General features: G+C 57.5%; 17 protein-coding genes and 1 pseudogene. 2 read left to right on the forward strand and 16 right to left on the reverse strand.

All coding sequences use genetic code 11. The annotated features are described in order from the left end of the window. Positions 1-889: 889 nt before the first annotated feature. The 8 genes and pseudogenes from XH88_RS35940 to XH88_RS39345 all read right to left on the reverse strand — a co-directional run bounded on the left by XH88_RS35940 (position 890) and on the right by XH88_RS39345 (position 12,172). Entirely contained in the window at positions 890-1,225 is a 336-nt protein-coding gene (locus XH88_RS35940; RefSeq protein WP_271672910.1) for an aminotransferase class III-fold pyridoxal phosphate-dependent enzyme, read from the reverse strand. Between the two features lie 679 nt (positions 1,226-1,904). Continuing rightward, on the reverse strand, positions 1,905-2,636 hold the full coding sequence (locus XH88_RS35945; RefSeq protein ID WP_271672911.1) for a hypothetical protein: 732 nt from the start codon (positions 2,634-2,636) through the stop codon (positions 1,905-1,907). Between the two features lie 485 nt (positions 2,637-3,121). Beyond that, entirely contained in the window at positions 3,122-4,012 is an 891-nt protein-coding gene (locus tag XH88_RS35950; RefSeq protein WP_271672912.1) for a crotonase/enoyl-CoA hydratase family protein, read from the reverse strand. 42 nt (positions 4,013-4,054) lie between these two features. Beyond that, positions 4,055-5,317 (reverse strand): diaminobutyrate--2-oxoglutarate transaminase, encoded by a 1,263-nt coding sequence (ectB, locus tag XH88_RS35955; protein WP_442868514.1) that lies wholly within the window; start codon positions 5,315-5,317, stop codon positions 4,055-4,057. 843 nt (positions 5,318-6,160) lie between these two features. Next, on the reverse strand, positions 6,161-8,605 hold the full coding sequence (locus XH88_RS35960) for a CaiB/BaiF CoA-transferase family protein (protein WP_271672914.1): 2,445 nt from the start codon (positions 8,603-8,605) through the stop codon (positions 6,161-6,163). Between the two features lie 746 nt (positions 8,606-9,351). After that, positions 9,352-9,795, reverse strand: coding sequence for a CHAT domain-containing protein (locus XH88_RS35965; RefSeq protein ID WP_271672981.1), 444 nt, complete (start codon positions 9,793-9,795; stop codon positions 9,352-9,354). A gap of 470 nt (positions 9,796-10,265) precedes the next feature. Then, positions 10,266-10,619 carry an aspartate 1-decarboxylase gene (gene panD / locus XH88_RS35970; protein WP_271672915.1) on the reverse strand — a complete coding sequence of 118 codons (354 nt, stop codon included), beginning with the start codon at positions 10,617-10,619 and terminating at the stop codon, positions 10,266-10,268. A gap of 699 nt (positions 10,620-11,318) precedes the next feature. Then, positions 11,319-12,172: pseudogene (locus tag XH88_RS39345) on the reverse strand (LysR family transcriptional regulator). 104 nt (positions 12,173-12,276) lie between these two features. Between XH88_RS39345 and XH88_RS35990 the strand changes: the two are divergent. After that, on the forward strand, positions 12,277-13,776 hold the full coding sequence (locus XH88_RS35990; RefSeq protein WP_271672916.1) for a CoA-acylating methylmalonate-semialdehyde dehydrogenase: 1,500 nt from the start codon (positions 12,277-12,279) through the stop codon (positions 13,774-13,776). A gap of 94 nt (positions 13,777-13,870) precedes the next feature. Here XH88_RS35990 and XH88_RS35995 read toward each other — a convergent pair whose 3' ends face one another. The 3 genes from XH88_RS35995 to XH88_RS36005 all read right to left on the reverse strand — a co-directional run bounded on the left by XH88_RS35995 (position 13,871) and on the right by XH88_RS36005 (position 18,221). Then, on the reverse strand, positions 13,871-14,962 hold the full coding sequence (locus XH88_RS35995; protein WP_271672917.1) for an NADP-dependent oxidoreductase: 1,092 nt from the start codon (positions 14,960-14,962) through the stop codon (positions 13,871-13,873). 603 nt (positions 14,963-15,565) lie between these two features. Continuing rightward, positions 15,566-16,348 (reverse strand): GntR family transcriptional regulator, encoded by a 783-nt coding sequence (locus tag XH88_RS36000; RefSeq protein ID WP_333909284.1) that lies wholly within the window; start codon positions 16,346-16,348, stop codon positions 15,566-15,568. Positions 16,349-16,496: 148 nt separating this feature from the next. After that, positions 16,497-18,221 (reverse strand): thiamine pyrophosphate-binding protein, encoded by a 1,725-nt coding sequence (locus tag XH88_RS36005; RefSeq protein WP_271672918.1) that lies wholly within the window; start codon positions 18,219-18,221, stop codon positions 16,497-16,499. Positions 18,222-18,430: 209 nt separating this feature from the next. Between XH88_RS36005 and XH88_RS36010 the strand changes: the two genes are divergently transcribed. Then, positions 18,431-19,189 carry an SDR family NAD(P)-dependent oxidoreductase gene (locus XH88_RS36010; protein WP_271672919.1) on the forward strand — a complete coding sequence of 253 codons (759 nt, stop codon included), beginning with the start codon at positions 18,431-18,433 and terminating at the stop codon, positions 19,187-19,189. Between the two features lie 218 nt (positions 19,190-19,407). Here XH88_RS36010 and XH88_RS36015 read toward each other — a convergent pair whose 3' ends face one another. The 5 genes from XH88_RS36015 to XH88_RS36035 all read right to left on the reverse strand — a co-directional run bounded on the left by XH88_RS36015 (position 19,408) and on the right by XH88_RS36035 (position 25,481). Further along, positions 19,408-19,860, reverse strand: a complete 453-nt coding sequence (locus XH88_RS36015; protein ID WP_271672920.1) for a ketosteroid isomerase — start codon at positions 19,858-19,860, stop codon at positions 19,408-19,410. Between the two features lie 376 nt (positions 19,861-20,236). Next, positions 20,237-20,923, reverse strand: a complete 687-nt coding sequence (locus XH88_RS36020) for an SDR family oxidoreductase (RefSeq protein ID WP_271672921.1) — start codon at positions 20,921-20,923, stop codon at positions 20,237-20,239. Positions 20,924-20,998: 75 nt separating this feature from the next. Next, the gene (locus XH88_RS36025; protein ID WP_271672922.1) at positions 20,999-21,865 is read right to left on the reverse strand and encodes a CmcJ/NvfI family oxidoreductase; all 867 of its coding nucleotides are present in this window, start codon (positions 21,863-21,865) and stop codon (positions 20,999-21,001) included. A 493-nt stretch (positions 21,866-22,358) separates the two neighbouring features. After that, positions 22,359-23,528, reverse strand: coding sequence for a M24 family metallopeptidase (locus tag XH88_RS36030; RefSeq protein WP_271672923.1), 1,170 nt, complete (start codon positions 23,526-23,528; stop codon positions 22,359-22,361). Between the two features lie 435 nt (positions 23,529-23,963). Further along, positions 23,964-25,481, reverse strand: coding sequence for a porin (locus tag XH88_RS36035; protein WP_271672924.1), 1,518 nt, complete (start codon positions 25,479-25,481; stop codon positions 23,964-23,966). Between the last annotated feature and the right edge of the window lie 232 nt (positions 25,482-25,713).

Below are 25,713 nucleotides of genomic sequence, written 5' to 3' on the forward strand. Positions count from 1 at the left end.
GCAGTGCTCAACGGGCTTGCAAATGAGCGCCGTCCGGAACTGAGCTATCAAGTCGATTCGCCCCTATTTGAACCGAACGGCGCTGCATCGTTTTACCGACGCGCCTGCCAGTCAGCGCTTCGGTCAGCTTGGCACCTTGAGAGAGAGTTTTTGCGGTGCCGTCCACCCGATGCAGCGCCATCACGACAGATTGTCGCATCTGCAAGCGCACGCTTGATGCCGCCGCAATTTCGAACAGTCCAGAGATCTCTCACATCAAGAACGATCGCTACACTCTGTGTATAACGCTCGTACGCGCCTGTCAGCGACAGGCGCGAAGCCATTCTGATCTGCAAATGCGCAACCAACGGGATACCAAGCAGACGTCGGCCGCCGGCTTCGACGGAGTGATCGCCTTCCCGGACGGCGATGCAACACTTTGGCGTAGCCTTCGCTGGCGCCACGAGTCGTTCCTCTATGTTTTCCAGCACACTTGATGGCTATGGAGAAAGGCTGCAAATACATCAACGACCAGCTCAGGGTCGGCGCGAGTCATGGTTGTTGACGTGGAAGCCGCGGCGTCGTGCGAGAACATGATGCCGCTTTCCACAAGGAAGTGCGCAAGCTACTTCATGAGTTTAGATGCGCTGTGCGAGGGATAGGCTTCGCGATTGTCATTCGGGACTTCTGCCGTCGGATGAATTCGAAATAGTGAGGCCGCTCAGGTAACGCAGATCGGCGCTCTCCTTTTTGAGATAGCTCGAGCAATCCCGTCCCAAACAACATACCCAAGCTCGTCAAGGCTTGCGAAAGCCCCATGATCGAGAAAGCTGTTATAGAGAGAGGATTGACTGACAATGTCCCGCCTTGGGGAAGTAGAGGCCGGTCGCTGAGGCGCCGAATACTCTCATCACCTCCTCCCGCCCTCCGATTGCTCCAATTGGCAAACCGCCGCCGATGATCTTGCCCGTCGTGATGAGGTCCGTAACAAGGCCATACAACGCGGACGCTCCCGAGAACTCTGGCCGAGATTCAGAACCTCATCAGCAACGACGAGAACGCCGTTCTTGCGAGCTGGATCTTGAACCGCTGCAACAAATTCAGGCTTGGGCGCAGCTTGACCACCACGGCTTGGCATCGGGTCTACAATGCCTGCAGCAAGGCTGCGCCCATGACACGACAGTAATTGGCGTGCGCTCTCAGCCTTGGCGCTGCGGAATCCAATTGTCTGCGGTCGCCGCGACACTCACCTCAGCCCAGTCGTAAGCACCATGACACGCGCCCTCAACCTTGCGATTTTCGAACGACCAGTGAACGCACGCGCAGCCTTAACCGCAAACAGCACGGCCTCCGTCCCCGTGTTGACAAAGCGAACGCGCCTCAACCTGCGGAATGCAGTGACGCAATAATTCGGCCATGTCGAATTCGCTCTCGGTTGGATTTGCGAAATAGGTGTCACCGCGCCGAAGTTGGCGCTTCCACCACGGGCGCGAAAGCGTGGCCGTGTATCAAGGATCGTAAAGTTGCCATTGAGATCGAGAAACTGGTTATCGTCGATATCGAATAGATAGCTGCCTATTCCGTGCTCGATATACAGTGGACCCGAATCGCTCGATTCGTACTCGCAACGTGCCGTCAGGGAACACCCTTAATGCGCGAGCGAAGCTGTCTTTGAATTTTCGCCCGAGCTGCTAGAGTCCTACCACTATACCTCACTGGTACGCTGTTCCCGTTATTAGTTGACTCAGATCGAGCGCGCACGTTCGCCAGCCAGTCGCGAATTGTCTCCGGAGCATCAGCGCTCCTTCTCCTTGCGAGGCGCGACATTTCCGTCGTAGCGCTAGCCGCCGACATTTTCACAGTGATTGCCCCGTGTATGCCGGAGCGTTGATACACGAGTGGCTAGCGTGGCTCATTTCCTGTCTTTAGCAATGTAGTGCCGAGACACCCCAGCACAATGCCACTTCACTTCTTTCGTGACGATTGATAAGACCTTCCAACTCTTCACCAGTCAACCAGACAAATAGATCGTCGGCGACAATATTCTCCCGTACGAGATGCAGCACCGACCCGCCTGGCTCACAATGCAAATGTCCATACTGCGCAAGAACGCCCTTAGTCAGTAGCCAGCGCTCTGGAAGTCCTACGAGGAAGTCGGGAGCCCACATAGAGAACGACACGCCACGCAACACTGCAGCCATGATCTCAGGCATGCGCTGCCCTCGAAAGTCTTTGCGCAACCAAAAATCTCCGTGATACGCTACTTTTCCATTAATCTTCTTCGCACTTGGCGCCGTGCAACTACAACGATCCTCAGGGTGCGCCTGTGTCGCAGGATCAGCATAGAATGCCTTCAGGGATTCAAGATGCTCTGCAAAATTGCTGTGCGAAAGGTCAAACAGCCGCGCTGCCTGCACAAGCACGACTTCATCGTTCTTGTCGAGGCCGATCATCCAGTATCCCTCACCCGGTTTAATGGGAGAGCGATCCGGGCAGAAAGTCGGATATGTCGGCCCTTTAGTCGGCAGCGCTTTTGTAATCGATACATACTTTTGAAAGTCGAATCCGATCGAGAGCTTGATGCCTTTCTGAGCAGCGGCTTCGTCATATCCTCGAAGGAAGCGCGAGACGTTCAAAGGGTTAACTAGGCGTTTCATCTGCAAACTATCCTGTTATGGTCAGCCGCGCCACAGACTGAACGGCAAGTTCACGATACAGGCTGGTCATGGATCAGGTCACTACCAACTCCGGTAAGGATGACGGAGAACGAGGAAATGGAGTTGGTACGATCAACATCAGGCGAGCTACGGCATGACTCGCCGACGCGCAGGTCGATTCGGGTAATCGGCTACTGCGATGATGTGTCAGAAGCGACCTGCTTTAGACTGCTAGAACACCATCCTTCTCCGAGCACAATGCTTTCTGAACGCGCTTTGGTTTCGCGAAGGCAGCGCGAGAGATCCGGCTGCGGGCCCGCAGCGCCTCTGTTTTGGAAAGCCGAACGCGCTGTTCCGTAAATCGAAAGGTCCGCTTAAGCTTTATCCAAGGGGTGTGTCACTCTTTTTTTGACCGTTTTATTCAAGCGTCACGTGTAGAAGGCGGTCGAGCAGTCACGGTAGGCCGAACAACGAAAGATCAATGGTTATTGGTACTCCCGCTCAGTCCACCATGGAAAGAAATCCGGTAGATCGTCCGGTACCCTGTCTTTGAACACCGCCGGCCGCTTTTCCAGAAACGCCATGACGCCTTCCTTGGCGTCGGCGGAGCGGCCGCGCGAATACATGCTGCGGCTTTCGATCTTATGAGCTTCCATCGGATCATCGGCGCCTAACATGCGCCACATCAGCTGCCGGATCATCGTGATCGATACTGGCGAGGTCTTGTCCGTGATCTCGTGGGCGAGGGCACGAGCGGTCGGCAATAGTCGATCGGCACGCACGATCTTGCTAACCAGGCGGCCGGCAAGCGCTTCCTTCGCCGTAAATATCCGCCCCGTGTAAGACCATTCGAGTGCCTGCGCTATGCCGACGACGCGAGGCAAAAACCAGCTAGAGGCTCCTTCTGAGACCAAGCCACGCTGGGAGAACACAAAGCCAAAGCGTGCGGCGTCGGACGCGATCCGAATGTCCATCGCAAGCTGCATGGTCACGCCCATGCCGACGGCGGGTCCGTTCACAGCAGCGATCACAGGCTTGAGAGATCTGAATATCCGCATCGCAATTTTGCCGCCTCCGTCGCTGACTGAGGGATCGCTGTAATCCACCCTCCCATCGGGCAACCGCTTCACCGGTCCGCGCCGCACGTCACGATCGAACGTATCGGCCCCAAGGGAAAGGTCGGCGCCAGCACAGAAGCCGCGGCCTTCGCCGGTCACAATTATCGCGAGGACGTCACTGTCTCCGTCGGCACGGTCGAAGGCATCTACAATTTCGCGCTCCATAAGGGAGTTGCACGCGTTTAGCTTCTCCGGCCGGTTCAACGTAAGCGTGAGGATTCGCTCAGCAATCTCATACTTGATCGTCTCGTACGCCATAGCATTTCTTTCACCTATTGGAGACCCAAGTCTTGACCCAGGTCAGGACGGCCTAATCTGTTTCAGCGCTTCGTCCAATGAATGCTCGAATATCTCGAGACCATCATTCAGTGTTTCAGAGTCGATCGTGAGTGCAGGCAGGAATTTAATAACCTGATCGACAGGTCCGCATCGTTCAACAATCAATCCTTTTTCGAAGGCCTTGCATGCGATAGTTGCCGCAAGTTCTGGCATTTCACAATCAAACCCCAAGGCCATTCCGCGCCCTCGAACGGAAAATCTGTTTCCATACTGGGTCGCTATGGCCTCAAGTCGATGGCGCATAGCTTCTCCCGTTCGCTGAACTCCCTGTGAGAAGATATCGTCCTGCCAATATAGGTCTAGTGCTGCCGTTGCGGATACGAGCGCGAGGTTATTTCCTCGAAATGTGCCTGTGTGCTCGCCTGGCTGCCATGCGTCACACTCCTCCTTGATCAACAACATGGACAGCGGCAGACCGTAGCCACTCAGCGACTTCGACAAAACGACGATATCTGGCGACAACTCTGCGAACTCGAAGCTAAAAAACTCGCCTGTGCGACCACAGCCCATCTGGATGTCGTCAACTATGAGCAGCGCGCCGGCGTTCGTCGCAATAGTTTGGATCGACTGCAGCCACTCCTTGCGCGCTACGTTTATGCCGCCTTCTCCCTGAACGGTTTCGAGAAGAATGGCGGCTGGACGATCAAGGCCACTGCTCTCGTCCTTCAGCAATTTTTGCAAATATTCCGCTGAATCGACGTCGGGCCCAAGGTAACCATCGTAAGGCATGAAAGTTACGCCTGACAAGGAGACGCCGCTGGCTGTGCGATAATAACGATTACCGCTCGCGGCAATCGCTCCTAAGCTCATTCCATGATAGCCATTCGTGAAAGAGATTATATTCTGACGTCCTGTGACCTTGCGCGAGAGCTTTATTGCTGCCTCGATAGCATTGGCGCCGGTCGGCCCTGTAAATTGGAAGCGGTATTGCAGATCACGTCTTCGAAGTATGAGAGAGTTGAAAGTCTCCATGAACTCCAGCTTCGCTGGAGTGGCCATGTCCAGGCCGTGGATTACGGCATCGGATGCCAGGTAGTCGACAACAGCAGCTTTGAGCCGGTGATTGTTGTGGCCGTAGTTGAGAGTTCCAGCACCGCAGAGGAAGTCGACGACCTTTCGGCCATCCTCCGTCAGCATGATTGAGCCGCACGCTCGGGAGAAAATGGCCGGAAACGAACGTGAATACGCGCGCACGCGAGATTCCAGCGCTTCCAACGTTTCCATGTTGCGTGACACGCTTGTCGCTCTAGCCATGCGCCGCTCTCCAACAAGCGAGTGGTTAAACGAATGGGCAGGCCTAGCTCAGCATGATCACGCTCTCCGGAGGCCTTCCTCCCGGGCTAACTACCTGAGATGGGGGAACAAAGAACCTACCAAGACTTGTAGGGGCGCTGTGGGCAAGACCCTGGCATCCTGTCATTTAACGGGTGCTTTCAACTTCGGACAATTGGACCATCTTCATGAAAAGGCACCTGTGAGCTCGGGTGTCGCCATGCATAGTTACATAGTTTTGATGGCCGGCCCGGTCATCCGCTGAAGCGGCGAGCTTGCGACCGCAGGTCCTGGCTGTTTATATGAACAGTGCCCTGAGTTTCTGAAATAGCTCCAAGCTCAGTTGCTTGAGCAGAGAAAGGTCCACGCCGCAAGGCGCCTTGTCTGTACGCATGCGCTTCCGCAACAGCCTGCATTGGCGCAGATAAGATCGACGTCTTGTGACCGCCGATGTTGTGGGACGAGCGGCCGCTCGTGTTCTTGCTACGGCTCGCCCATTTCGTCACGCGCGGGCGATTGATCCGAAGCGCTTCGGCAATCGAGCAAAACGGGCTCATGGGCATCGGCACGCCTCAAGGCTCCTCGGCGGACCTCTTCCAAGTTGGGTTGTGTCACCCATTGCCGGCCATCTTTGCCCAGCATCGGCCGTCATTCAGATAGCGCTCCCTGGTCGTCCTGCTCCGATAGCAACAACGTGCGAGCAGCATACAAAACGGGCTTTGCAGAATACGTGTATGACGGACAGCCGCTCCAGCAAGCGTCACTGTTTGTGATTCGTGACATCGCGCGGTCCTCTCAATACAAGGTGTGTTCAGGATTTGTGAGTTCCGCCTGGGAAAGCATCGACGTACCAATAATGTGATCCCTGGCCAATTGCTCGATCTCGGTATCGGAGAGCCCGAGAAGCCCTGATAGGATTTCTACGTTATGTTGTCCGAGGGTCGGCGCTGCCGTACGAATCGGATAGGGGGTCGCGTTCTCACGAATTGGCATCGACGGCTGCGGGTGCAATCCCAAGAAGGCGCGGTTCACTTCCTGCAGAAATGAGCGCGAGCCGAGATGTGGGTCCTTGAGCATATCAATTGGCAGGCGGGCTGTACCCGCGGCAACCCTTACCGCCTGCAATTCAAACATGGCCTGATCCGCATCGCGGGCGGCGGTCCAGATTTCGATGCCCCTCTCGATATCATCCTGGATAGCGCGGCGGGCTTCGGGTGACTTCAGAGATGGGTCCTTGGCCCAGTCCGGTCGGCCGATAAGGGTGGCAAGCCTCTGCCACATGGCCGCGTCCGTAGCCGCTACTATGATCCAGTTGTCCTCACCCGCGCATCGGAAACAGCCGTGTGGAACGTGCTGCGGATGCCGGTTTCCATACTTAGGCGGCGGCATACCATCGATCGAGTGAACCGTCATCCATGGGGCTACGAACGGCATCATGCATTCGATTTGCGACAGATCAATGAATTGACCTTGCCCGGTCTTGCGGGCGTGAATCAAGGCGACCAGAACTGCAGCGCAGCCATTCAACCCGCCAACGGGATCGCCAAAAGCGATGTGGCTCATGACCGGCAGTCCACCGGCGGTTCCGATCACGCCAGGAAGCCCTGAGCCCTGCTCAAGAGTCGAACCGTACGCCCGGCAGTCGCGATGGATGCTGTTCGTCCCAAAAGCCGACATCGACATCATGACCAGCCGGGGGTTGAGGGTTCTGAGTACGTCATAGCCCAGCCCCAGCTTCGGCAGCACGTCGACTGAATAATTGGCGACGGCAATATCGGCTCGTTCCAACAACCGCTTGGCAAGCGCAAGGCCCTGCGGACGCTTCAGATCGAGCGTCATGCCGCGCTTGTTGCGGTTCATAATGCAGAAGCACGGCGCCCTTTCGTACATCTGATCTTCCAGGTAGCCAGGGGGTCTATCAACGCCACGCCACCAATCCGGATATTGGATCGCCTCGATCTTGATGACATCCGCACCAAGATCAGCCAGTGTGCGCGTACATAACGGTCCTGCCCAACCCATCGTGAAGTCCACCACGCGGACCCCCTGCAAAGGGAGCGGGTACGAATCTGTGCAACCCCGCGATGATCGCGGAATGCTCGGCTCGGCTGGTCGTACATCACCACGACGCTGTTGTTCACCCATCTCCGGAACCTGTCCTCCCGGACGAGGCGGTGTCAACGTCAGCCGCTGCATCGAGCCCACGGTCTTTCCCACCTCTTCGCCAAGGCGAACGCGCACGACTGCACCGCTGGCTATCTTTTCTGCATCCTGGAGCAAATCCGACACTTGAGGCACTGGAACGATTGGAAGTTTGCGCTTCAGTCCTTCCGCAAACCACTCTTGGGCTGTCCGCATCTTCAGCCTCGGGACTAACTCTCGATCGATATGATCCATGTGCTGAAGACGACCTGCGTTAGAGGCAAGATCTGAACGATCGCGTAGCTCAAAGAGGCCAAGCATTTCGCAGAAGTCGCGCCACTGCTTTGGAGTTACGGCTGAAATGCCGAGCCAGCCTTCTTTTGTGTCATAGATGCCGACCGGGAAGTTCGGCCAGAAGCGATTAACGCCGATCCGACGCATCACATCGCCGCGCGCAAATGCCTCGAACATCAGATACTCGGTCGGAGCGAGGATCGCTTCGAAAAAGCTCAGTGACCACGACCGAGCCCCCCCACCCTGCATTCGCGCAACCGCCGAAGAAGCCGCCGCGATGAAGCCCCATAAACCGGCTAGGATACCCGCCTGAAAATCCGGGGCGTGCGACGGCGGGCCTTCGGACGGTCCGACCAGCTTTACGAAACCGGCTAGTGCGCGCACCGTAGAATCAGTCGCGGCGAATCTCGCGTACGGCCCCTCGCCGCCGAACCAGCTGGCTTGGAGATAGATCAAGCCGGAGCATCGTTGCCGGATGGCAGCAATATCAATGACCGGGCAGTCAGCGGCATCAACATCGCGTCCATCGATCAGAATGTCGCACTTTTCAATCAATGCCGTCAGCCGTCTGATCGCATCTGGGGCCGCGGGATCAATGATAACGCTGGACTTGTTGAAATTCAGGAATGCGAACCATGCGCTCTGCCCACCAGGCGTAAGCGGCGCGCTTTGGCGAAGTGGATCACCTGACGGCGGCTCGACCTTTTGAACATCGGCACCGAAATCGGCGAACAACCGCGCGCAATAGCTGGTCCCGGCCGAGCTACCAATTTCGACGACCCGCAGATCGGATAAGACTTCCATCGAGAACTCTATTTTCGGGCCATGGTGACGCTTCGAACGTGATTGGCCGCCGCTTACCAAGAGCGCGGCCCCCTATTGTTGACTGATGTGAGCGTGAACCACTGGCGTACGCCAGACATAAAGGACTACCGCTACATGTGCATTTTGACGTTCCCGATCCTCAGCAACTGTCGCTGCGTCGCGTCTTTGGCCGATCGATCTAAGCCACCTTTCTTCCATGAGATCCGTTTACTCTTTAATCAGCCCACGAGCTCCATCTCATCAGAAAGCCGCACTGGCGACTCGATATTAACAATCTCACGCATACTCAATGGTTTGCGAAAATGACTAGACCATTGACTTCACCGCTCGGACAGCTACCAAATCAGATAGAGATGAGGTCCGCAGCAAGCGCCTGGTAATCGCGCCAATTACATCGCTTCAAAATAGATTTCGCTTCGCTTGTCGCGTTTAGCCGATGCGACAATTCGTCTTCCCGGCCCTTACCAGTTTCTCTCTACGTCTCGGGGCGTTGGAGAGGGCGCGATTCCACCGGTGATCTGCGGCGCAGACGGTTCATCGTCGCGAGACTTTGCGTGCAGCCACGGTTCGCTTTCGCAAGCACACCAAAGAAAAGTACGTCCTGACACATGTATTGCGCTCTTTGTTGCGATAGTCAGACACTTACGCTTGTGCGTCGCGGCAAGCGGGAGGGCGGCAGCTGACCTTGCCTATCCAACCAATCAGGCGGATCTCCGGAGGATAACCTAGTCTCCGTAATAGACGCACGGGGCCCATACCGCCGGCTGCCGTCTTGTCTTGCCCGCGTCAACAACAAACTCTCGCTTTGTTTCTGACAGAGCAACGCCCGGCAACTCCCCATCCTTTATTCTGCGAAAGAAATGCTCGACAAATTCCGCCGAGCTACCGTCGAGGACTGGCCATAAGGTCAAGATGGTACTCGCATTTCCTCCGGCATAGAGCGCAAAGGGCAAGCCAAGGATTCCCTCGCCCGGCACCCATTTGCCCACACCGGTCTGGCACGCAGAGATGAAAACCAGATCGCTCCGAAAATTGAACGCTGATAAATCCGAAGCACCCAAGTAGCCATCCTCGGATTGCCCAAGATTGGTCCGCGACAGCACGATGCCACTCAGGTCGGGATTCTTCTGGTCGAGATATCCATGCGTGGAAAAGACCACGTAATCGATAGCGCTGCCCCCTCGTCCTGAAGATGCCTGACGGTCGCTTCTGAGGCATTGGCTCCGGAAAACAGGCCATCGCCGACCTTCAACTCAAACAATGTCGCCAGCCCGCTCAGCTCCCTCGCTGCACCGGGTAAATTTGGCCATATCAACCGCTCAGCTGGACCGTCGCTCGCCGCTTGTAAAGCATCGATACCCGAGGGCTTCTCGGGTAAAGGCCCGACGCTGCAGCGAGGGCGGTCCTCGCTCCAAAGCATCGGCGCCAGCTCTCTTGACGCGCGGCGCATTGGCAGGCGCAATATACCGTTTGAGGTGGAATCGATACCTGCGGCGCGGCTTGAACTCGCGGCTGGCGCTCGCGTGCCGGGCTCCCCAAGTCCGCGGCGTAGCTACTCTCCTTAAACACAATCCGCCTTCATGCGAGCGCTTGAGACCGCTTGGGTGGGTTCTGCGAAACTGATCGACGCGATCTTCCCTCAATCCGACAAGATCCGGTTATCCCGATCAACTCTCACGACGCGCGGAGTAAACGTTCGTGCCTCGTTGTCGTTGAAAGAGGCGTATGCCACGATGATGAGCTTGTCTCCCGGTATGGCCAGCCGCGCAGCTGCACCATTCAGCCCGACTATTCCTGACCCCGCGGGTGCCTCGATGACGTAAGTGGCAAACCGTGCGCCGGTCTCGACATTATAGATTTCCACGTGCTCGTTGGCTAAGAAGCCAGCTGCGGTGAGTAGGTTACGATCAATCGAGATCGCACCTTCAGGGTGCAGGTCGGCCTCAGTGACCGACGCGCGATGGATCGTTCCCTTCATCAACGTAACCTGCATGTCTGACCTACAAGCACCTTTGCACACAACCGGTTGCTGACGTCACCGGGATAAGCCGGAGGTGATGGAGCCAGACCAATCGGTATCCGGTTTGCATCGAAATGGTCGCGATGAGCACTCTGTGCTTGGAACATTAGATCGGAAGGCAAGCTATACAGGCTTTCGGCCTCTACGCGCGTCCAATCACTGGGACGGACCGGCTGTCGCCGGCCGGCTTCGCTCCCACCAATACATGAACGTTCATCAGTCTCGCTTCTTCATCCACGACTGAGAATAGATACTCGGGATTATCGACATTCTCGGATCGGATGGATGCGGCGTGGGACGTCGAAAAACAGCCCTTGGCAAACGTGCCGCCGAATGCCCTTGTTCGTTACCCCCAAGCTAGCGCCACTCTAACGTTGGCGCGATGCGAAAAGACTTCGAAAGCCGAGCAGCAATTGCAGAAATTCTGCGCGGACCGCTCGTGTCCGGCTCTTCCGGCCAGGCCAATGTTGCGCAGAGCTTCACGGCTCGCCTGTTGCTCGTTCCATCCGCTCGCCTTCTACGGTCGCTCCTGTCAATGAACCCTGCTTCTTTTACGGCAGGCTCACCATTGCATCGAGTTCACCGGAACGTTTTCTCAAGCTCGATGGGCGGACTGTTGAAACGCGGGCCGATCAAAGGCACGATCGCGCACTCCGGCGTGGCGCAACCCGGTTAGTGCGCGTCAAAGCTGGGGCGAAACGATTTCACAGAAGCCACTATGAAACGATGAACTTCCTGAACCCGCCGCACGTCGTGGGTATCGGGGTGCGAGGTGAGCCAGTAGCTTCGAACGAACCGCACATCAGGAAGCAGACGCTGAAGCTCCGGATAGCGGCGGGCAGCATAGTCGTGCAGGATGCCAATGCCATGGCCGCTTCTCACCGCTTCCATTTGAGCAACCACGCTGCCACACTCGTAGCGGCGCGACATCAGCCGACCCAGTGCTGAGGCGTAGTCCAGCGCCCTGCTGTAAGCAAAATCCTCAACATGCGTGACGAACAACCGGCCCGTCAGATCGGACTGTTTCCCGATCTGGCCTTCGCGCGCGAGATAGCTCTTCGCGGCATAAACGCTGAGCCCTGCTTCGGCCGGTCGAGAGTTATTGCAATGTCAGCTTCTCGGCGGGACAATGAAAAGGTGCGTGGAAGCGGCACCAATTGAATGATCAGACCGGGATGTCTGGCCGCGAGTGCCCCGAGCTGATCTGCCAGAAAGTAGTTGCCCAGTCCATCCGGCGCGCCAACGCGCACAGTGCCAGTGATCGCTTCCGCGGCGCCCCCGATACTGGCGCCCACCCTGAGCAACTCGCTTTCGGCGCGTTCCGCCGCCACCACGAGGGCGTCTCCTGCCGCTGTCAACACGCAGCCAGAAGTATGGCGCTCAAGCAGCTTAACGTTGAGACTCCTTTCCAACGCCGTGACCTGGCGAGCAACTGTCGCATGGTTCAGGCGCAAATGCTTTGCCGCTTTCAAGAATTGCCCGGCACGCGCGACTTCGAGAAAGATGCAAACGCTTTCCCAATCCATCGACTACACTTTCTGCACAACGGAGCCGCGAATTTTGTCGTTGATGCGCAAATCTATGCATCCATTATGAGACGCGATCAAGCGGTTTACAGAGGAGCACTGCCGTGTCGGTAACCATTCGGAACTTCATCAATGGCGAACTGGTGCGAGGACGGAGCGGCAGGACTTCGCCGGTTTTCAATCCTGCAACCGGCCAACAATCCGCGACGCTCGGTTTGGCTTCGGCAGATGACGTGAGAACTGCTGTAGGTGCCGCGCGTGCCGCCTTCCCGGCCTGGGCCGCTACGCCTCCCCTCCGACGAGCCCGGATCCTCAACCGGTTCTTGCGCATTTTGGAAGAGCGGACCGACGAACTCGCCCACGCCATCACGGCCGAACACGGCAAGGTGGTTTCAGATGCCAAGGGTGAAGTTCAACGCGGAATGGAAGTCGTGGAGTTCGCCACGGGCGCACCGCAGCTTTTGAAGGGTGAAATTACAGAGAACGTTGGTACGCGGGTTGACAGCCATTCGATGCGGCAGCCACTGGGTGTTGTGGCGGGCATTACGCCCTTCAACTTTCCGGCTATGGTCCCGATGTGGATGTTTCCCGTCGCCCTTGCTTGCGGCAACACCTTCATTCTCAAACCATCCGAGCGCGATCCATCTGCTTCGCTGATCCTGGCGAAATGGCTCGAGGAAGCAGGCCTGCCTCGTGGCGTCTTCAACGTCGTTCAAGGCGACAAGGAAGCGGTTGACGCGCTTCTTACCCATCCTGATGTTGCAGCCGTGAGTTTCGTGGGTTCGACGCCAATTGCCCGCTACATTTACGAGACCGCGACCGGGCACGGCAAGCGTTGTCAGGCGCTCGGCGGTGCCAAGAACCATATGATTGTCATGCCGGACGCCGACATGGATCAGGCGGTCGATGCGCTAATGGGCGCCGCTTATGGCTCGGCCGGCGAGCGTTGCATGGCCATCTCGGTCGCTGTCCCGATCGGCGAGACGACTGCCCAGCGCCTGGTCCAAAAGTTGGCCCCGAAGGTGCGCGCGTTGAACATCGGGCCCGGCACCGATCCCGATGCCGAGATGGGGCCCTTGGTGACCAAGCAGCATCTCGAGAAAGTTCGCGGCTATATCGATGCGGGTGTTGCCGAGGGAGCGGAGCTCGTGGTCGACGGGCGTGACTTCAAGCGTCAGGGTTATGAAGACGGCTATTTCATCGGGGGAACGCTGTTCGACCGCGTGACGACGGACATGAAAATCTACCGGGAAGAGATCTTCGGCCCGGTTCTCGCCGTCGCTCGCGCGAATTCATACGATCATGCAGCCGAAATGATCAACCAGCACGAATTTGGCAATGGCACCGCGATATTCACCAGGGACGGCGATGCCGCCCGGGAATTCGCACATCAAATTCAAGTCGGCATGGTCGGCATCAATGTACCAATTCCGGTCCCGATGGCATTTCATTCGTTCGGCGGCTGGAAGGCTTCTTTGTTCGGCGACCACCACATGCATGGACCGGAAGGCATTCGATTTTATACCAAGTTGAAGACAATCACGACCAGGTGGCCGACTGGTATTCGGGCCGGAGCCGAATTCGTGATGCCGACGATGGGATAACCCTTTCGGTCCTTAACAATTGGCTTGGCACCGGCGGCCGCGCGGATTTCGAGGGCTCGCCACTGCAGCGCTCGAATGCAGCGGGTCCCCCGAATCAGGCTGCTGTCCCGAATGGACCGTGATGGGACTTCCGGAGCGCACGGGCTCCAAGCGTCGGATCGGGGCTCACTTGCACCAGCATCTTGCCGAAATTGTCGCCGCGTAGCATTTCGGCGAAAGCGCTCGGGATGGTCTCCAATCCCTGGCGGATGTCCTCGCGGTACTTGACCTTACCCGCTTTCACCAGGGGCGCGACGTAGGCCAACATCTCGTCTTGCTGCGCGGTGAACTCGCTGACTGAGAGATTCCTGACCCTCACGTTCAGCGCCTTGAACACCGGTTCACCTGTCTTCATCAGCGCTGCGCGTCTGTCGACGCCTCCGTCCTCATCACCGTAATGGGCGATGAGGCCGCAAATGGTCATCCGCGCGTCCCGATTGAACAGGGGAAGCACTGCCTCGAACACCTTGCCGCCCACATTCTCGAAATAGACGTCGATGCCGGCCTGGCAAACGGCGGCGAGATCGGCTGGCAGAGTGGGCGAAAGATGGGAGACGCAGGCATCGAACCCCAGATCTTCAGTCACGAACTTGCATTTGGCATCGCGCCCAGCGATTCCGATGACCCGCGCGCCCCGCTGCCTGGCGAGCTGCCCGGCGATCTGTCCGACGCCACCCGACGCCGCCGAGACCACCACTGTCTCGCCCGGTTGAGGCGAGGCCATCAAATTCATGCCGGCGTAGGCGGTGAGCCCAAGCATTCCAAGCACGCCCACGGCCTGCGAGATGCGCCCGGTGGACGGATCGAGCTTGCGCGGGACCATATAGCCCGGGCGCCAGACCCCCTCGCCCATGAGCGCATATTCGGTCCAGCCATTGGTGTTGAAAACGAAGTCGCCGGCCGCAAATCCCTCCATCCGGCTCTCGATGACCTGAGAGACTGTGCGAGCATGGCAGGGCGCGCCTTCTGGCGCAGTGCGCTCCCGCTGGTAGTACAATTGATATGGGTCGAGCGACACATAGATGGTCCGTGTCAGCGCCTGCCCCAAGGCGGGCAGCGGAACTGCCCCCTCCTTCAGCACGAACGTCTCCTGCTGTGGCCATCCCGTCACCGGCTCGTCCGTCAACGTCCAGTATCGATTTCTCACAACGTCACTCCATTGTGGGCACCGCCCTGATGCTCGGGTCTCAAGTCTATCATCAATGCGTTGCGGCGATCTTCCCCCCCACTGTCAAGCGGGGGTATTCTGCCTTCGCTAACAAGTCGGTTCAGAACTGCGTCTCCCCATTCCCCGGTTTACTGCTCAAGTCTTCGGACCAACCGAGCAAGGCCTAGAGCGTGGGAGCGCACGTGGATTCGGCTCGAACACGCTTCATCGCATGGTACGCACTAAGCTCGAGTCTTTTAAACTCCACCGCAGTTCCGCCGGCTGCGCGAGTTCGATCTTGCGCTCTGGGACTGGTCGCACCACCGGCCTTCATTGCTCCACAGACACCTAGCCTCATACTAACGATGGCTCATACAATTTTCGGCGATAATTGACGCTGACGCGCGTTATTCCGGCGCGAATGCCCATAGCATCGTATCAAGTTGTTTGCACTAAGCGGAGGGCGAGATTCTTGGTAAGGAGCAACGGGCTATGCTGGGCTCGTGCTCATGGCAGCCAGACTCGAGACGCTCAGTTCGAGGCGCATGCTGCCACACCTCGCCAAAGCGTACTCGAACAGCCGCCAGTCGATGCAGCTGGTCGTCAGTTCGCGCCGACAGAGGTCGTCGAACTTCGTTTTTTCTTGTCTTCAGCGGGCTGGTTGAGCCTGACGACAGCCTTCTCAAGATATCTGCTTGCCCACATGATGTCGTTTGCCAGAGCAAGCCGTGCGCCTGCGCCATCTTTTGCAGCCAGGCTAGCTAGGATCGCCCGGTGCGGATGATCCTTCGCGGTAGCGGATGCACTGAAATCATTTAGCGTGAGAAGCGGACCTATTTGAACCCACAGGCTTTCGATCAACCCGCAGACCACAGGCAAGTCTGATGATCTGTAGATCCTGAAATGAAATTCTTCGTTGATCGCGAGGACCGTCTGCACGTCGCGCTGCCGTCTTGCCAGCATCAGTTGCTCCTGCATCTTCTCCAGCGCGATGATGTCGCTCACTGAGATGTTGTTCGCCGCAGCTTCTGCCGCACGCCCTTCCAACTCAATTCGAATGTCACGAATTTCCCTGAACCGGGCCACGCTCAAGACTGGAACCATCATCGTGCGCGACTGATGCGGAACAAGGCCGCGCTCGGAAGCCAGCCGCAGAAGCGCCTCCCTCACGGGAGTGACACTAACTCCAAGCTCTTCCGCCAATGGTTTCAGAAGAAGCCGCTGGCCCGGCCGGAACCGGCCAGCCATGAGAGCTTTGCGAAGCATCAGATATGCCCTCGCGTGTAAGTTGTCACGTCCGACGTGCAGCCAATCAAGTTCAGTGGACATGGGGAGTGCGGATGAGGAAGCAGAGGCGTCCGCGTCTCGAGATCCCTGTTTTTTCATTTTCTGTTCGTTCCCGTCTCGACTGGCGCGACTTCTGGTAGGGCTGCTCCTCACAGGCAAGTCCGTGTATCACGGCGGTGGGGAGCCACAAAAGATTAAAGGGGCCGCGCGGCCCCTTTAAGACATGTCTGGCCAAGGGAGTACCGGCCTAGCTTTCGGAGGGCGGGGTCCAGGGCAAGGGAGCCAGCGCCTCAAACTCAGTCACCACGTCGATGACGGCGGGCTTACCGGATCGGCGCGCATCATCGAAGGCCTTTGGCAAGTCACCGGGCTTCTCGACCCGCACGCCGAAGCAGTCGAAATCGCGCGCGATTTGCGCGAAATCCGTGTCTCGATAGGCAAAGATCTCCTCTTTGTTGCCCTTTCTTCCTTCGTAGGCAATGTCGATGTTTCTCCTGCCCTGTCCAAGGCAATGATTGTTGTTCACGATCGTGATTACGTTAAGGCCATACCGCCGAGCCGTTTCCAGTTCGGGGAGATGATACATAAAACCACCATCGCCGGTTAAGCAGACGACGGGACGATCTGGCATCGCACATTGAACGCCGAGTGAAGCAGGAAAAGCCCAGCCCAACGACCCGGCGGCTCGCAGGTATCCCTGGGCCGGGTCGGTTAAATAGACGAGCGTGCCGCTCCAGTGCGATGCGTATCCGGTATCGGCCACCAGCATTGCGTTCTTGGGAAGCCAGTCCGAGATCTCCCGGCATAGACGCTCCGGCCTGATCGGCGTCGCCTCAGAGGAACGCGCGATCTCCGCTTCCGCGCGCCATTCGGCAACGTAATCACCGACCTTTCGCTGCCAGCTTGCTCGCGCACGGGATGGCAGCTCCAAGGCAAGGCGATCGAGAGCCGCTTTCGGGTCACCATGTACACCAATCGCTTCGGGGAAGTTGCGGCCAAGCTCCGCCGGATCGATGTCGATCTGTACAATTTGCGCCTCGGGCCTTGGCAGCTTCCAGTGGTTCGTGATCATGTCGCCCGTATCGCTGCCGACGAACATGACAAGATCCGCATCATGCAGGATCTTGTTTGCACAGCTCCGCGAGTAGGTCCCGGCTACGCCACCGTTTTGTGGATGAAACTCCGGAAGAGCGTGTTTTGCATCGAGCGACATCACAACTGGAATTCCGTGATGTTTGACGAATGCCTTAAGGGCGTCTTCGGCGCCCGACATCATCAAGCCGGCGCCCGCAAGGATCACGGGGCGCTCTGAAGCCGCGATTGCGGCGGCAACACGGCTGACCGATTCCGAATCCGGAGAAGGACGGAAAGCTGGCACCTTTGCGAAGGTCTCTTCGGGAAAGATGCTAGCTGTGAATTCGGCGGCACCAACGATGTCGCCCGTATAGCCGGTGATGTCGAGATGGACAGGGCGGGAGACACCGGTTGTCGCCTCTCTGAATGCTTGACGAAGGAGATGGGGCAATTGCGCCACCTCATCGACTCGACCTCTGAACTTCGTGACGGAGGCGTAAAGCGGCTCGTGTGGAAGCTCCTGATACGCGTTTCGGTACTGGTAGTTGGCCGCATGGCGACCCGTCAACGCGACGACAGGCGCGTACGCAAACCACGATTCCTGGAGAGCCGCGGCAAGGTTGGCCGCTCCCACTGACTGCGCCATACAAACGGCAGGGCGTCGCAGCGCGCGCGCATAGCCATCCGCCATATACGCGATTCCCTTTTCGGAATGCCCAAGAATTCTTTTGATGCCGAGGTCCTCCATCTCGGTGAGCGCGCGCCGCAGAACAGCATCCATGAAGAAGACGTGAGAGATACCCTTCGCCTTGATGGTCTCGGCAATGAAGCGCCCTCCAGTCATGCGGCGCGCCGGCTGGAGGGCGGGACTGGCTTTCGGCAACTTAGACTTGTTCATCTTACTCTGTCTCTTTGTCGGTCTAGCGCGATAGAAAGGCTCAAAGCGGCTTCTGTGCCTATTCCCTGGCGACTTATCCAGGCGCATCATCTCGCGTTGCACGAGCTTTTTATATGATATAAAAAGTCGCGTCAATGTGAGTTCACCGCTCGCATCAGGCGCTGGCGCGTGCCGGCTCGCTCATCAGAGAAGCCAACAAAGGAGAGACCATGATCCGCTACGAACTGTCGGGAAAAAGAGCGCTCGTGACCGGTGCCGCTTCAGGCATCGGCTTGGCGACCTTGACGCGGTTGGCACGGTCGGGGTGCAGTGTTGCGCTGAACCACCTTCCCGACGATCCACGAGGGCCTGAGGAGGTGAGCAAGCTCCGCGCGGACGGTTACGACGTCTTCAGCGTACCGGGGGCTATCGGTGATGGAAAAGAGGCAGAACTCGTCAACGCTGCCGTTGACAAGATGGGAGGGCTCGACCTTCTCGTTAACAATGCTGGGACACCGGGAGCACGGAAGTCCATTTCGTCGTCCGACCTCGACCTTATCACTGACGAGCTGTGGTCGGCAGTGTTGGACACGAACCTCATCGGGCTCTTCCGATGCACGCGCGCGGCTGCCCCCTCGTTGCGGCAATCGAGAGGCGCGATCGTAAGTTTGGCCTCAGTGTCAGCCTTGACCTCGAGAGGGTCTAGTTTGGCCTATGCGGCAAGCAAGGCTGGTATCATTGCGATCACGCGTCATCTTGCGCAAGGTCTCGCACCGGAGATCCGGATTAACGCGGTGGCGCCGGGCGCGGTTGACAGCACCTGGCAGATCGAGTGGACGGAAGCGCAGCGGCAAAGCTCGATCGAGCGAACTCCCTTGCGGCGCAGATGCGTTCCCGAGGACATCGCCGAAACGATCGTCTATCTTGGCTTCGCAGCGCCCATGATCACGGGGCAGACGATCGTCATCGATGGCGGCCTGACGCTGTAGCTACGGCGCAAGTCGATCCTGAAGCTTTCGAACAGGAAGCATCGTTTTACCTGGATCGGTCCGAATGAGCTAGCAGCCTCCGGTGCTGAAAGAGGCGCCTGAACTCGGATGGTGGCACCTAGATGCTGCCGTGCAAGAAGGCTGGCGAGTTGCCCGCAGAGTCGCGCGAACCGCGGCTTTGCCGTTTGCTGTGACCTGGTCTGCGGAGAAGTCCGCTTCTAGCGCGTTCTCACGACACAGCTACTCATGTTTGGAAGATGAATTGAGCGGCCAAGGGCTTGTTCGACGAGATCGAAGGTGTCAATGAGCGCGCGCATCTTGATGAGCCGGGCGGCCTGGAACTGCGCGAACTGGCCGAGGCGTAACGAAATTGGCGTTTTGGAATCGCGCGAGATAAGCGAGCAGCGTAAAATGGAGGCCGCGGAATCCAAGCCAAGTATGGTCATCTCGCAGTCGAAACGCTGCACCTGAACAATGCCGGCGATGTTGCGGATAACTTCCAGCACAGCATGCTTGCCCTGCCGGCTGCCGAGAAACGGAAACATGTCAACGGGACCGTAGAGGGCCCACTCGATATTTTTATCAAGCAAACCCTCGATGTCCGCAAAACATTGATCGTTGATGGCGCGATGCAAGGCGCGCGATAAGCGCCAATAGCAATGCTCTGTCATGCGGGTACTTTCTGCAGGTCCGTCTTGAGAAGAGAAGCGGTTGCGCTGGCGTCTGTGCGGATGAGCTCAAAGGTCGTTCGATTTCACTTATTCGCGGAATGTGAATTGTGTGTAGCAACGCGGGTGGCTCTTCAGCATCTCGATGATCGAAATGCTGGCGCGTCTTGATCGATCGGGAGCTAGCGGCGCCCCGACCGCAGAATATCGCTGGCGGCAATCAGCAGGTCGTCAACGATCCTTCACTGACATGAAGCAGTGCCCCGGATTGCGTTCTGCGGGCGCAAAAGAACGAGAAACTGCGCCCACCGCCAGTGCGACACGGACGCCGAGTTCAGAGCCAGGCGGCCTGGTTTGGCATCAAGCTGACGTGAAACGTTCACCAGCGAATCTTCACGCCGCGGTAGTCCTGAAAAACCCCGCTGGTGGCTGGCGTGAGCTCCGCGATCCGAGCGATAAGGCCGCTCGCGCACTCGTCAGCCGATATGAAAGCAACTTGTCCCTTGACCATCTCTGTTTGCACATAACCTGGATTTAGCAGCGCCACGAGGATCCCATCTCGAGCCCAGGCACGGGACAAGCCACGCATGCCATTGTTGAGCGCCGCCTTCGAGGCTCGATAAGCATACTTGCCGCCTGCAGCGCTGCTCGTCGAGCCCATGATGCTGGTGATTGCCACCAGCTTCTTCTGCGTGCTGTGTCTCAAATTGTCGTAGAGGGTCTGCGCGATCAGCATGGGGGCCAGGGCGTTGACCCGCATCGTGGTCATGTAACCTTCGGCCTCGATCCGGTCGGCCGATAGGCCGCTGATTCCGGCATTGTTGATGAGAATGTCGATTGGCTGATCGCCAAGGGTACGCTTAAGGGACGCGATCGAGGATTCGTCAGCGACATCCAGTGGAATGATCCGAACGCGGCCGCTGGAGGACGCGGCGAGGGCTTTGAGCTCATCAGCTTTTGCTGGATGACGGCAGCAACCAAAGACCTCGGCACCCTCAGTCGCGTACTGCTGCGCAAGCGCAAGGCCGATGCCCCGATTTGCGCCCGTAATCAGAACTGTGCTCATCTAAGGAACGTCTCCCCTTCGCCCGAACTGCGCAAGCCTTCCTATGAACTTGCGAATGATCTCACCCTCTCTGATTCAGTCGTAGTACACGAAGAAGCGCGCCTCGACACTCCTGCGGGGTTTCGCATCTGGGTAAGCGCGACGATTGTCGAACGCCGCATGAGCGGACCTTGGATTGTGATCGTCTTCGGAATCATACCCCTTAAACAAAGCGAACTCCGCCGAGGTCATCTCCGGGAAGTAATACCAGCGGTGGACGGGACTGTAGTGGACCAGCCATGTCTTGTGTTTGACGTCGTATTTCTCGTAGACGGTATCGACCAGGTCCGTGTCGACAACCGAGTTGCCATCGCAGAACGCCAAAGGAAAATCCTGCGGCGGCTCGGAAAGTGCATGCCAGGCTTGGATGATCATCAATCGAGAATAGGCCCGGATCGGAATGCCCTGGAGTTGATCTTCCCGCGCGGCCATCACCGGGCCGGCGATCGGCGCATAATCAATGTGAGCAAAGCTGGCCACATACGGCCTGACCAGACCGGCTCCCTTCTCTGCCGGCGAAGCAGAGCTTGCGCCAACAGAGCGAATGATAACGGCGTCTTTCTTGGGTACGACCCACGAGGCCTTGAAGTAGTCCTTGATGAACGGGACCATCTCTTCCAGATACCTGTCGCGCATGACCTCCGGATCACGCTCGTTCGCGCAGGAGATCTTGTGCTGAATGAGAGTGAAGCCTTCGCTGTCGAGAGAAAGTTCGTCCACAATCGGACGCGCATCGCGTATTGTCACGTCATAGCTTACCAGGGGCGCATCGGAGCCCGGCACGACGATTGCTGGTGCCTTCTCGCCCGGTGAGCGTCGAGCAAAGGCGATTTGACCTTGCACAGATTTTAGCTGATCACGGTTGATTTGCGCCGTCGACGGAACTCGCATCGCCGCTCCCATCTCTTTTTTTCTCCGCTTCAGAGATAGAATTTAAACGAGTATTATAGCGGGATACCTGCGAAGATTGGGGCGAAGATGCCGAAATTCTTCAGGAAGTAGACGAACGTGGGGCCATTGCCCCTGTTGGCCCTGACTTGGTGAGGCCAGCCGCGGTAGGCTAGGAGGGCTCAGCAGTCGAGGCGACCAGTTCGGCGTGTCGCGCTTGGTACGATCAGCTTCCTCAGCACGAAAACCAGCACAAACCGCAACCATGCCGATGGGGTGATTAACAGAAGCCGACACTCAATCCACTGAGGCACTACCCTCATACACCGGAGGTAGGATCAGATAGCATCAGCCCATCTCGCAAATACACTCGAAGCAGAAGCAGAGCGACCGCCGCGAGAAGGGCAGCCCTGAGCCGCGAGCATCCAAGGAGTATACTGACAACGTCCCGCGGGACGTTGTCAACTTCGACGCCCCGGGCTCTTCACTCGAAGAGCCCGCAGCCGGGTTAAATCTCGAAAATCTGACGCGGCACCCGGGTCAACACGTCAGCTCCCGACTCCGTGACGCGGAATGTTTCGCTGAGAACATAGCCGAAATCCTCATCGATCCAGTTGCCCAGCATCAGATGGAAAGTCATGTTAGGTTTAAGAACGGTCATATCTCCTTCTTTAAGGCTAGTGACCGCCTCGTTCCAATCGATGCCGATGCCATAGCCACAGCGGGATTCTTTCTGAAAGCCAGACTTCCCGATCGTGCGGTTGAATGCTTCGGCGACGTCGCTGCAGGTTGCTCCGGGCCGGACTTTTTCCAGCGCGGCCTCTAGGCCTTCGACCTCGGCCTCATGAATGCGCCGCAGACGGTCGGAAGGCTTGCCGATCGAGAAGGTGCGCATCACCGCAGCTGTATAAGTGTGGCGCACGCCGCCGAGCTCAAGATTGATTTGTGAACCTTGGCGGAAGATGTCGTCGCTCCAGATGATGTGGCTTGTCCCCGTGCGTGGTGAGGAGCACATGAAGATATTCGCGATTCCGGTCCCGTGCTTGCCATTGGCGCCGCGCGCCAGGGTCGATAGAATCTCGGCGACCGCGTCCGCTTCATGCACACCGGGGCGAATGACTTCGGCCGCACGCAACATACCGGCATCGGCAATCGCGGCAGCTTCTTTCATCAAAGCTATTTCAAGATCGGACTTGATGACCCTGATCCAAGTGACGACGTGTGTACAGTCAACGAACCTCGCAGCCGGCAGTCGTTTCTTGAAGTTTTCCGCCGCTCGCGCTGGAAGCTGCCCCATTTCCAGTCCAACCCCGCGGTTGGTAAGCTTGGCTTCCTGAAGGAAATCGATGACAGCGTCGTACCCATCCTTCTCGGGGTTGCCAACGAGCGATTCGGGATATCCAATTATCTTGTTCCGCTCGAGAAACGTCAGATGGATCCCCGCTGGCACATCCATGAGGCGCAAAATGAGCGATGGCTCCTCTTCCTGGACGGAAACCACAAGAGCCTGCGGGACGTAGGCTGATCGCGCGGTGTAGCCGGTCAGATAATTGATACTGCGATCAAAGGTGACCACTAGTGTTTCGACGCCGCGCTTGACCATTTCTGCTTTTACCGCGGCAAGCCTTCGCAAGTACTCTGCGCGGGGAAACACCTGAGGTCCTTTAGCGACGGTCATTGTCTTAGCTCCTTCGTTCTTGGCTTCTAAAGTCGTCTGAGATGAGCCCACACGTTTTGGCAAGCCTTGAACGGCCACAGCCCCCATTTTCACCTGCAAAGCACAATTCGACTTCGCTCGTTATGGAACGCCCGCCGTGCATAATCCTTCCAAAGGGGCCAAAGAACCTGATCGCGAGAATATAGAGAATCTAGGAAAGGCGAATTCCTCTAAATGAGAGGAGTATCCGCCTAAATTCTGCGTGTAGGACCTGATGATAATGCTCAAAACCGAATAGGTTCGTTCTGTGCAGCTCGCCCGGATGAAATCTGGTCAAAGCCACCGAGTTCAGCTCGTGCACGAGAAAGGCCCCCGGCGGGCATGCCGGAGGCCTTCTTGGAGGTTAACCTAGATTATTGAGCCTGTGTGTTCTCCTTCAGCTACTTTGAAACAAACTCACCAGTTCCGCTGCGCCCGCAGCAGCAACGCCAGGGTGTTCTGGTCTTTCAGCTCATATGCAGCAGCCGGCTTGGCGACACCAGACAGCAGCGGCAGGGTGACTGTGCTGCCGCCCGCGTACTTCTGGTCGAGCATCATGTAGGAGAGCTCGGCCGTGAAGGTCAGACCCTTAACCGGGGTCCAACGCGTTGCTGTGCCAACAACTGCATAGTTGAAGTCGGGGTTGCAACCAGCAAGACCGCTCGAAAGCGCCAAGGTCCCGACAACCGCACCGCAGACGTAGCCTTTGGCTATGTTGTTATACCGGACAGCCGCCCATGCGCCGTAGATCGACGTATTCCAATGTGGATCCCAGTTGTGGTTAAAGGCGCCGTTCATGCCGTAGGTCGTCGTCAACTCCTGCCCGGAGCCAGTTACGAAAACGGAATCCGAGACACCAGCAACACCAAGGCTCTGATATGCTCCTGGAAGGCTAGTGCCACCGTACATTGCGTACGTTCGCGAGAGATAGCTCTCGAAGTTGTAGCCGCTCGCACCCTTCGTATACACACCCTGAACATTGATCGAGTCACCCGCCCCCGTCGGGAGATTCTTAATCGACAATGCCAGCTGACCAGCCCAGCCCCATTTGTCGTCCGGATGGCCGGTCGGTTCGGCAGCACCATAGTACGCAGCATGGTTGTCATGCGCGGCGAAGGACGCTTGGAAGAGGCCCCAAGCTTGGTCGACACGAAGCATCGCCACCAGATCGGCAGCTCGCGTACCCCCGATGTCGTTGGAGCCATACGCACCGCTGGCCAGACCGGCTGCTGTCGCACCGCTCACATTCCAGATGTTAGTGGTGTAGTTGGCGACTTGATCCTGAGCCGAGAAGGAGGCTGTGACGCCTTGACCGAAGTCAGCCGTATAGCTGAACTGGTTCACGGGCTCCCAGCCGCCGCCGCCGGGAATTTCCAAAGCGTTTCCCGGATATGAGGTCCAAGGCGACGAGAACTGCGACTGTGCCTTGCCAATTGTGAAACCAGCGAACTGGATGAAGGCATAATACACCCCCAGCCCACCCAAACCTGGCTGCGAAGTAAGCGACGAAGTATAGGCCGTCGCACCATTCACACCCGTTGTGCCGGCCCCGGAATAGGTACCGCTGGACCAGGTGAATGCCAACTCTCCGAACGTCCGGAGCACGCCGTACTCGGTTGCGGTACGCGTATCGAAGTTAAGGTCCTGACGGGAGCGCGCGCTGTAATAATCGCTCAGGCGGTTGTTAGCGCCCCCGACGCCACTGCTACGGACATCAAAATGACCGCTCGTATTGAGGGTTGTTTCAGCGCGCAAATACCCCCCCAACTTGATGCACGTGTCAGTGCCCGGGATGTAGTAGAAGCCCGCGCCATACAGTGAGCAGATCTTTACGTATTCGATCGCCTTGGCCTTGACGGGAAGGTCGGCGGCCTGCGCGCCAGCCCCCACGAACATTGCCGCTGATCCAAGAATAATACCCTTCATCACTTTCATCGATGAACCTCCAAGTTGGAAACCGGGTTTCCGTCCTTCAAAGATCCGCTACCAGCTCCACCCCAGGCGGACGGCTTGACGGAACGACTTCGAGGACCCCCTCGCTGTCCCAACGAGAAATACTTTCGATAATCAATTGCTACAATCAATTAATGATCGGAATTATTTCTTTGTGCCGCACCGTTGCTGATTGGCAACAGCCCGCCGCTCAAGACGAGCAGAAGGACCGGAT

Source organism: Bradyrhizobium sp. CCBAU 51627 (genome assembly GCF_028128765.1).
Lineage (GTDB): Bacteria > Pseudomonadota > Alphaproteobacteria > Rhizobiales > Xanthobacteraceae > Bradyrhizobium.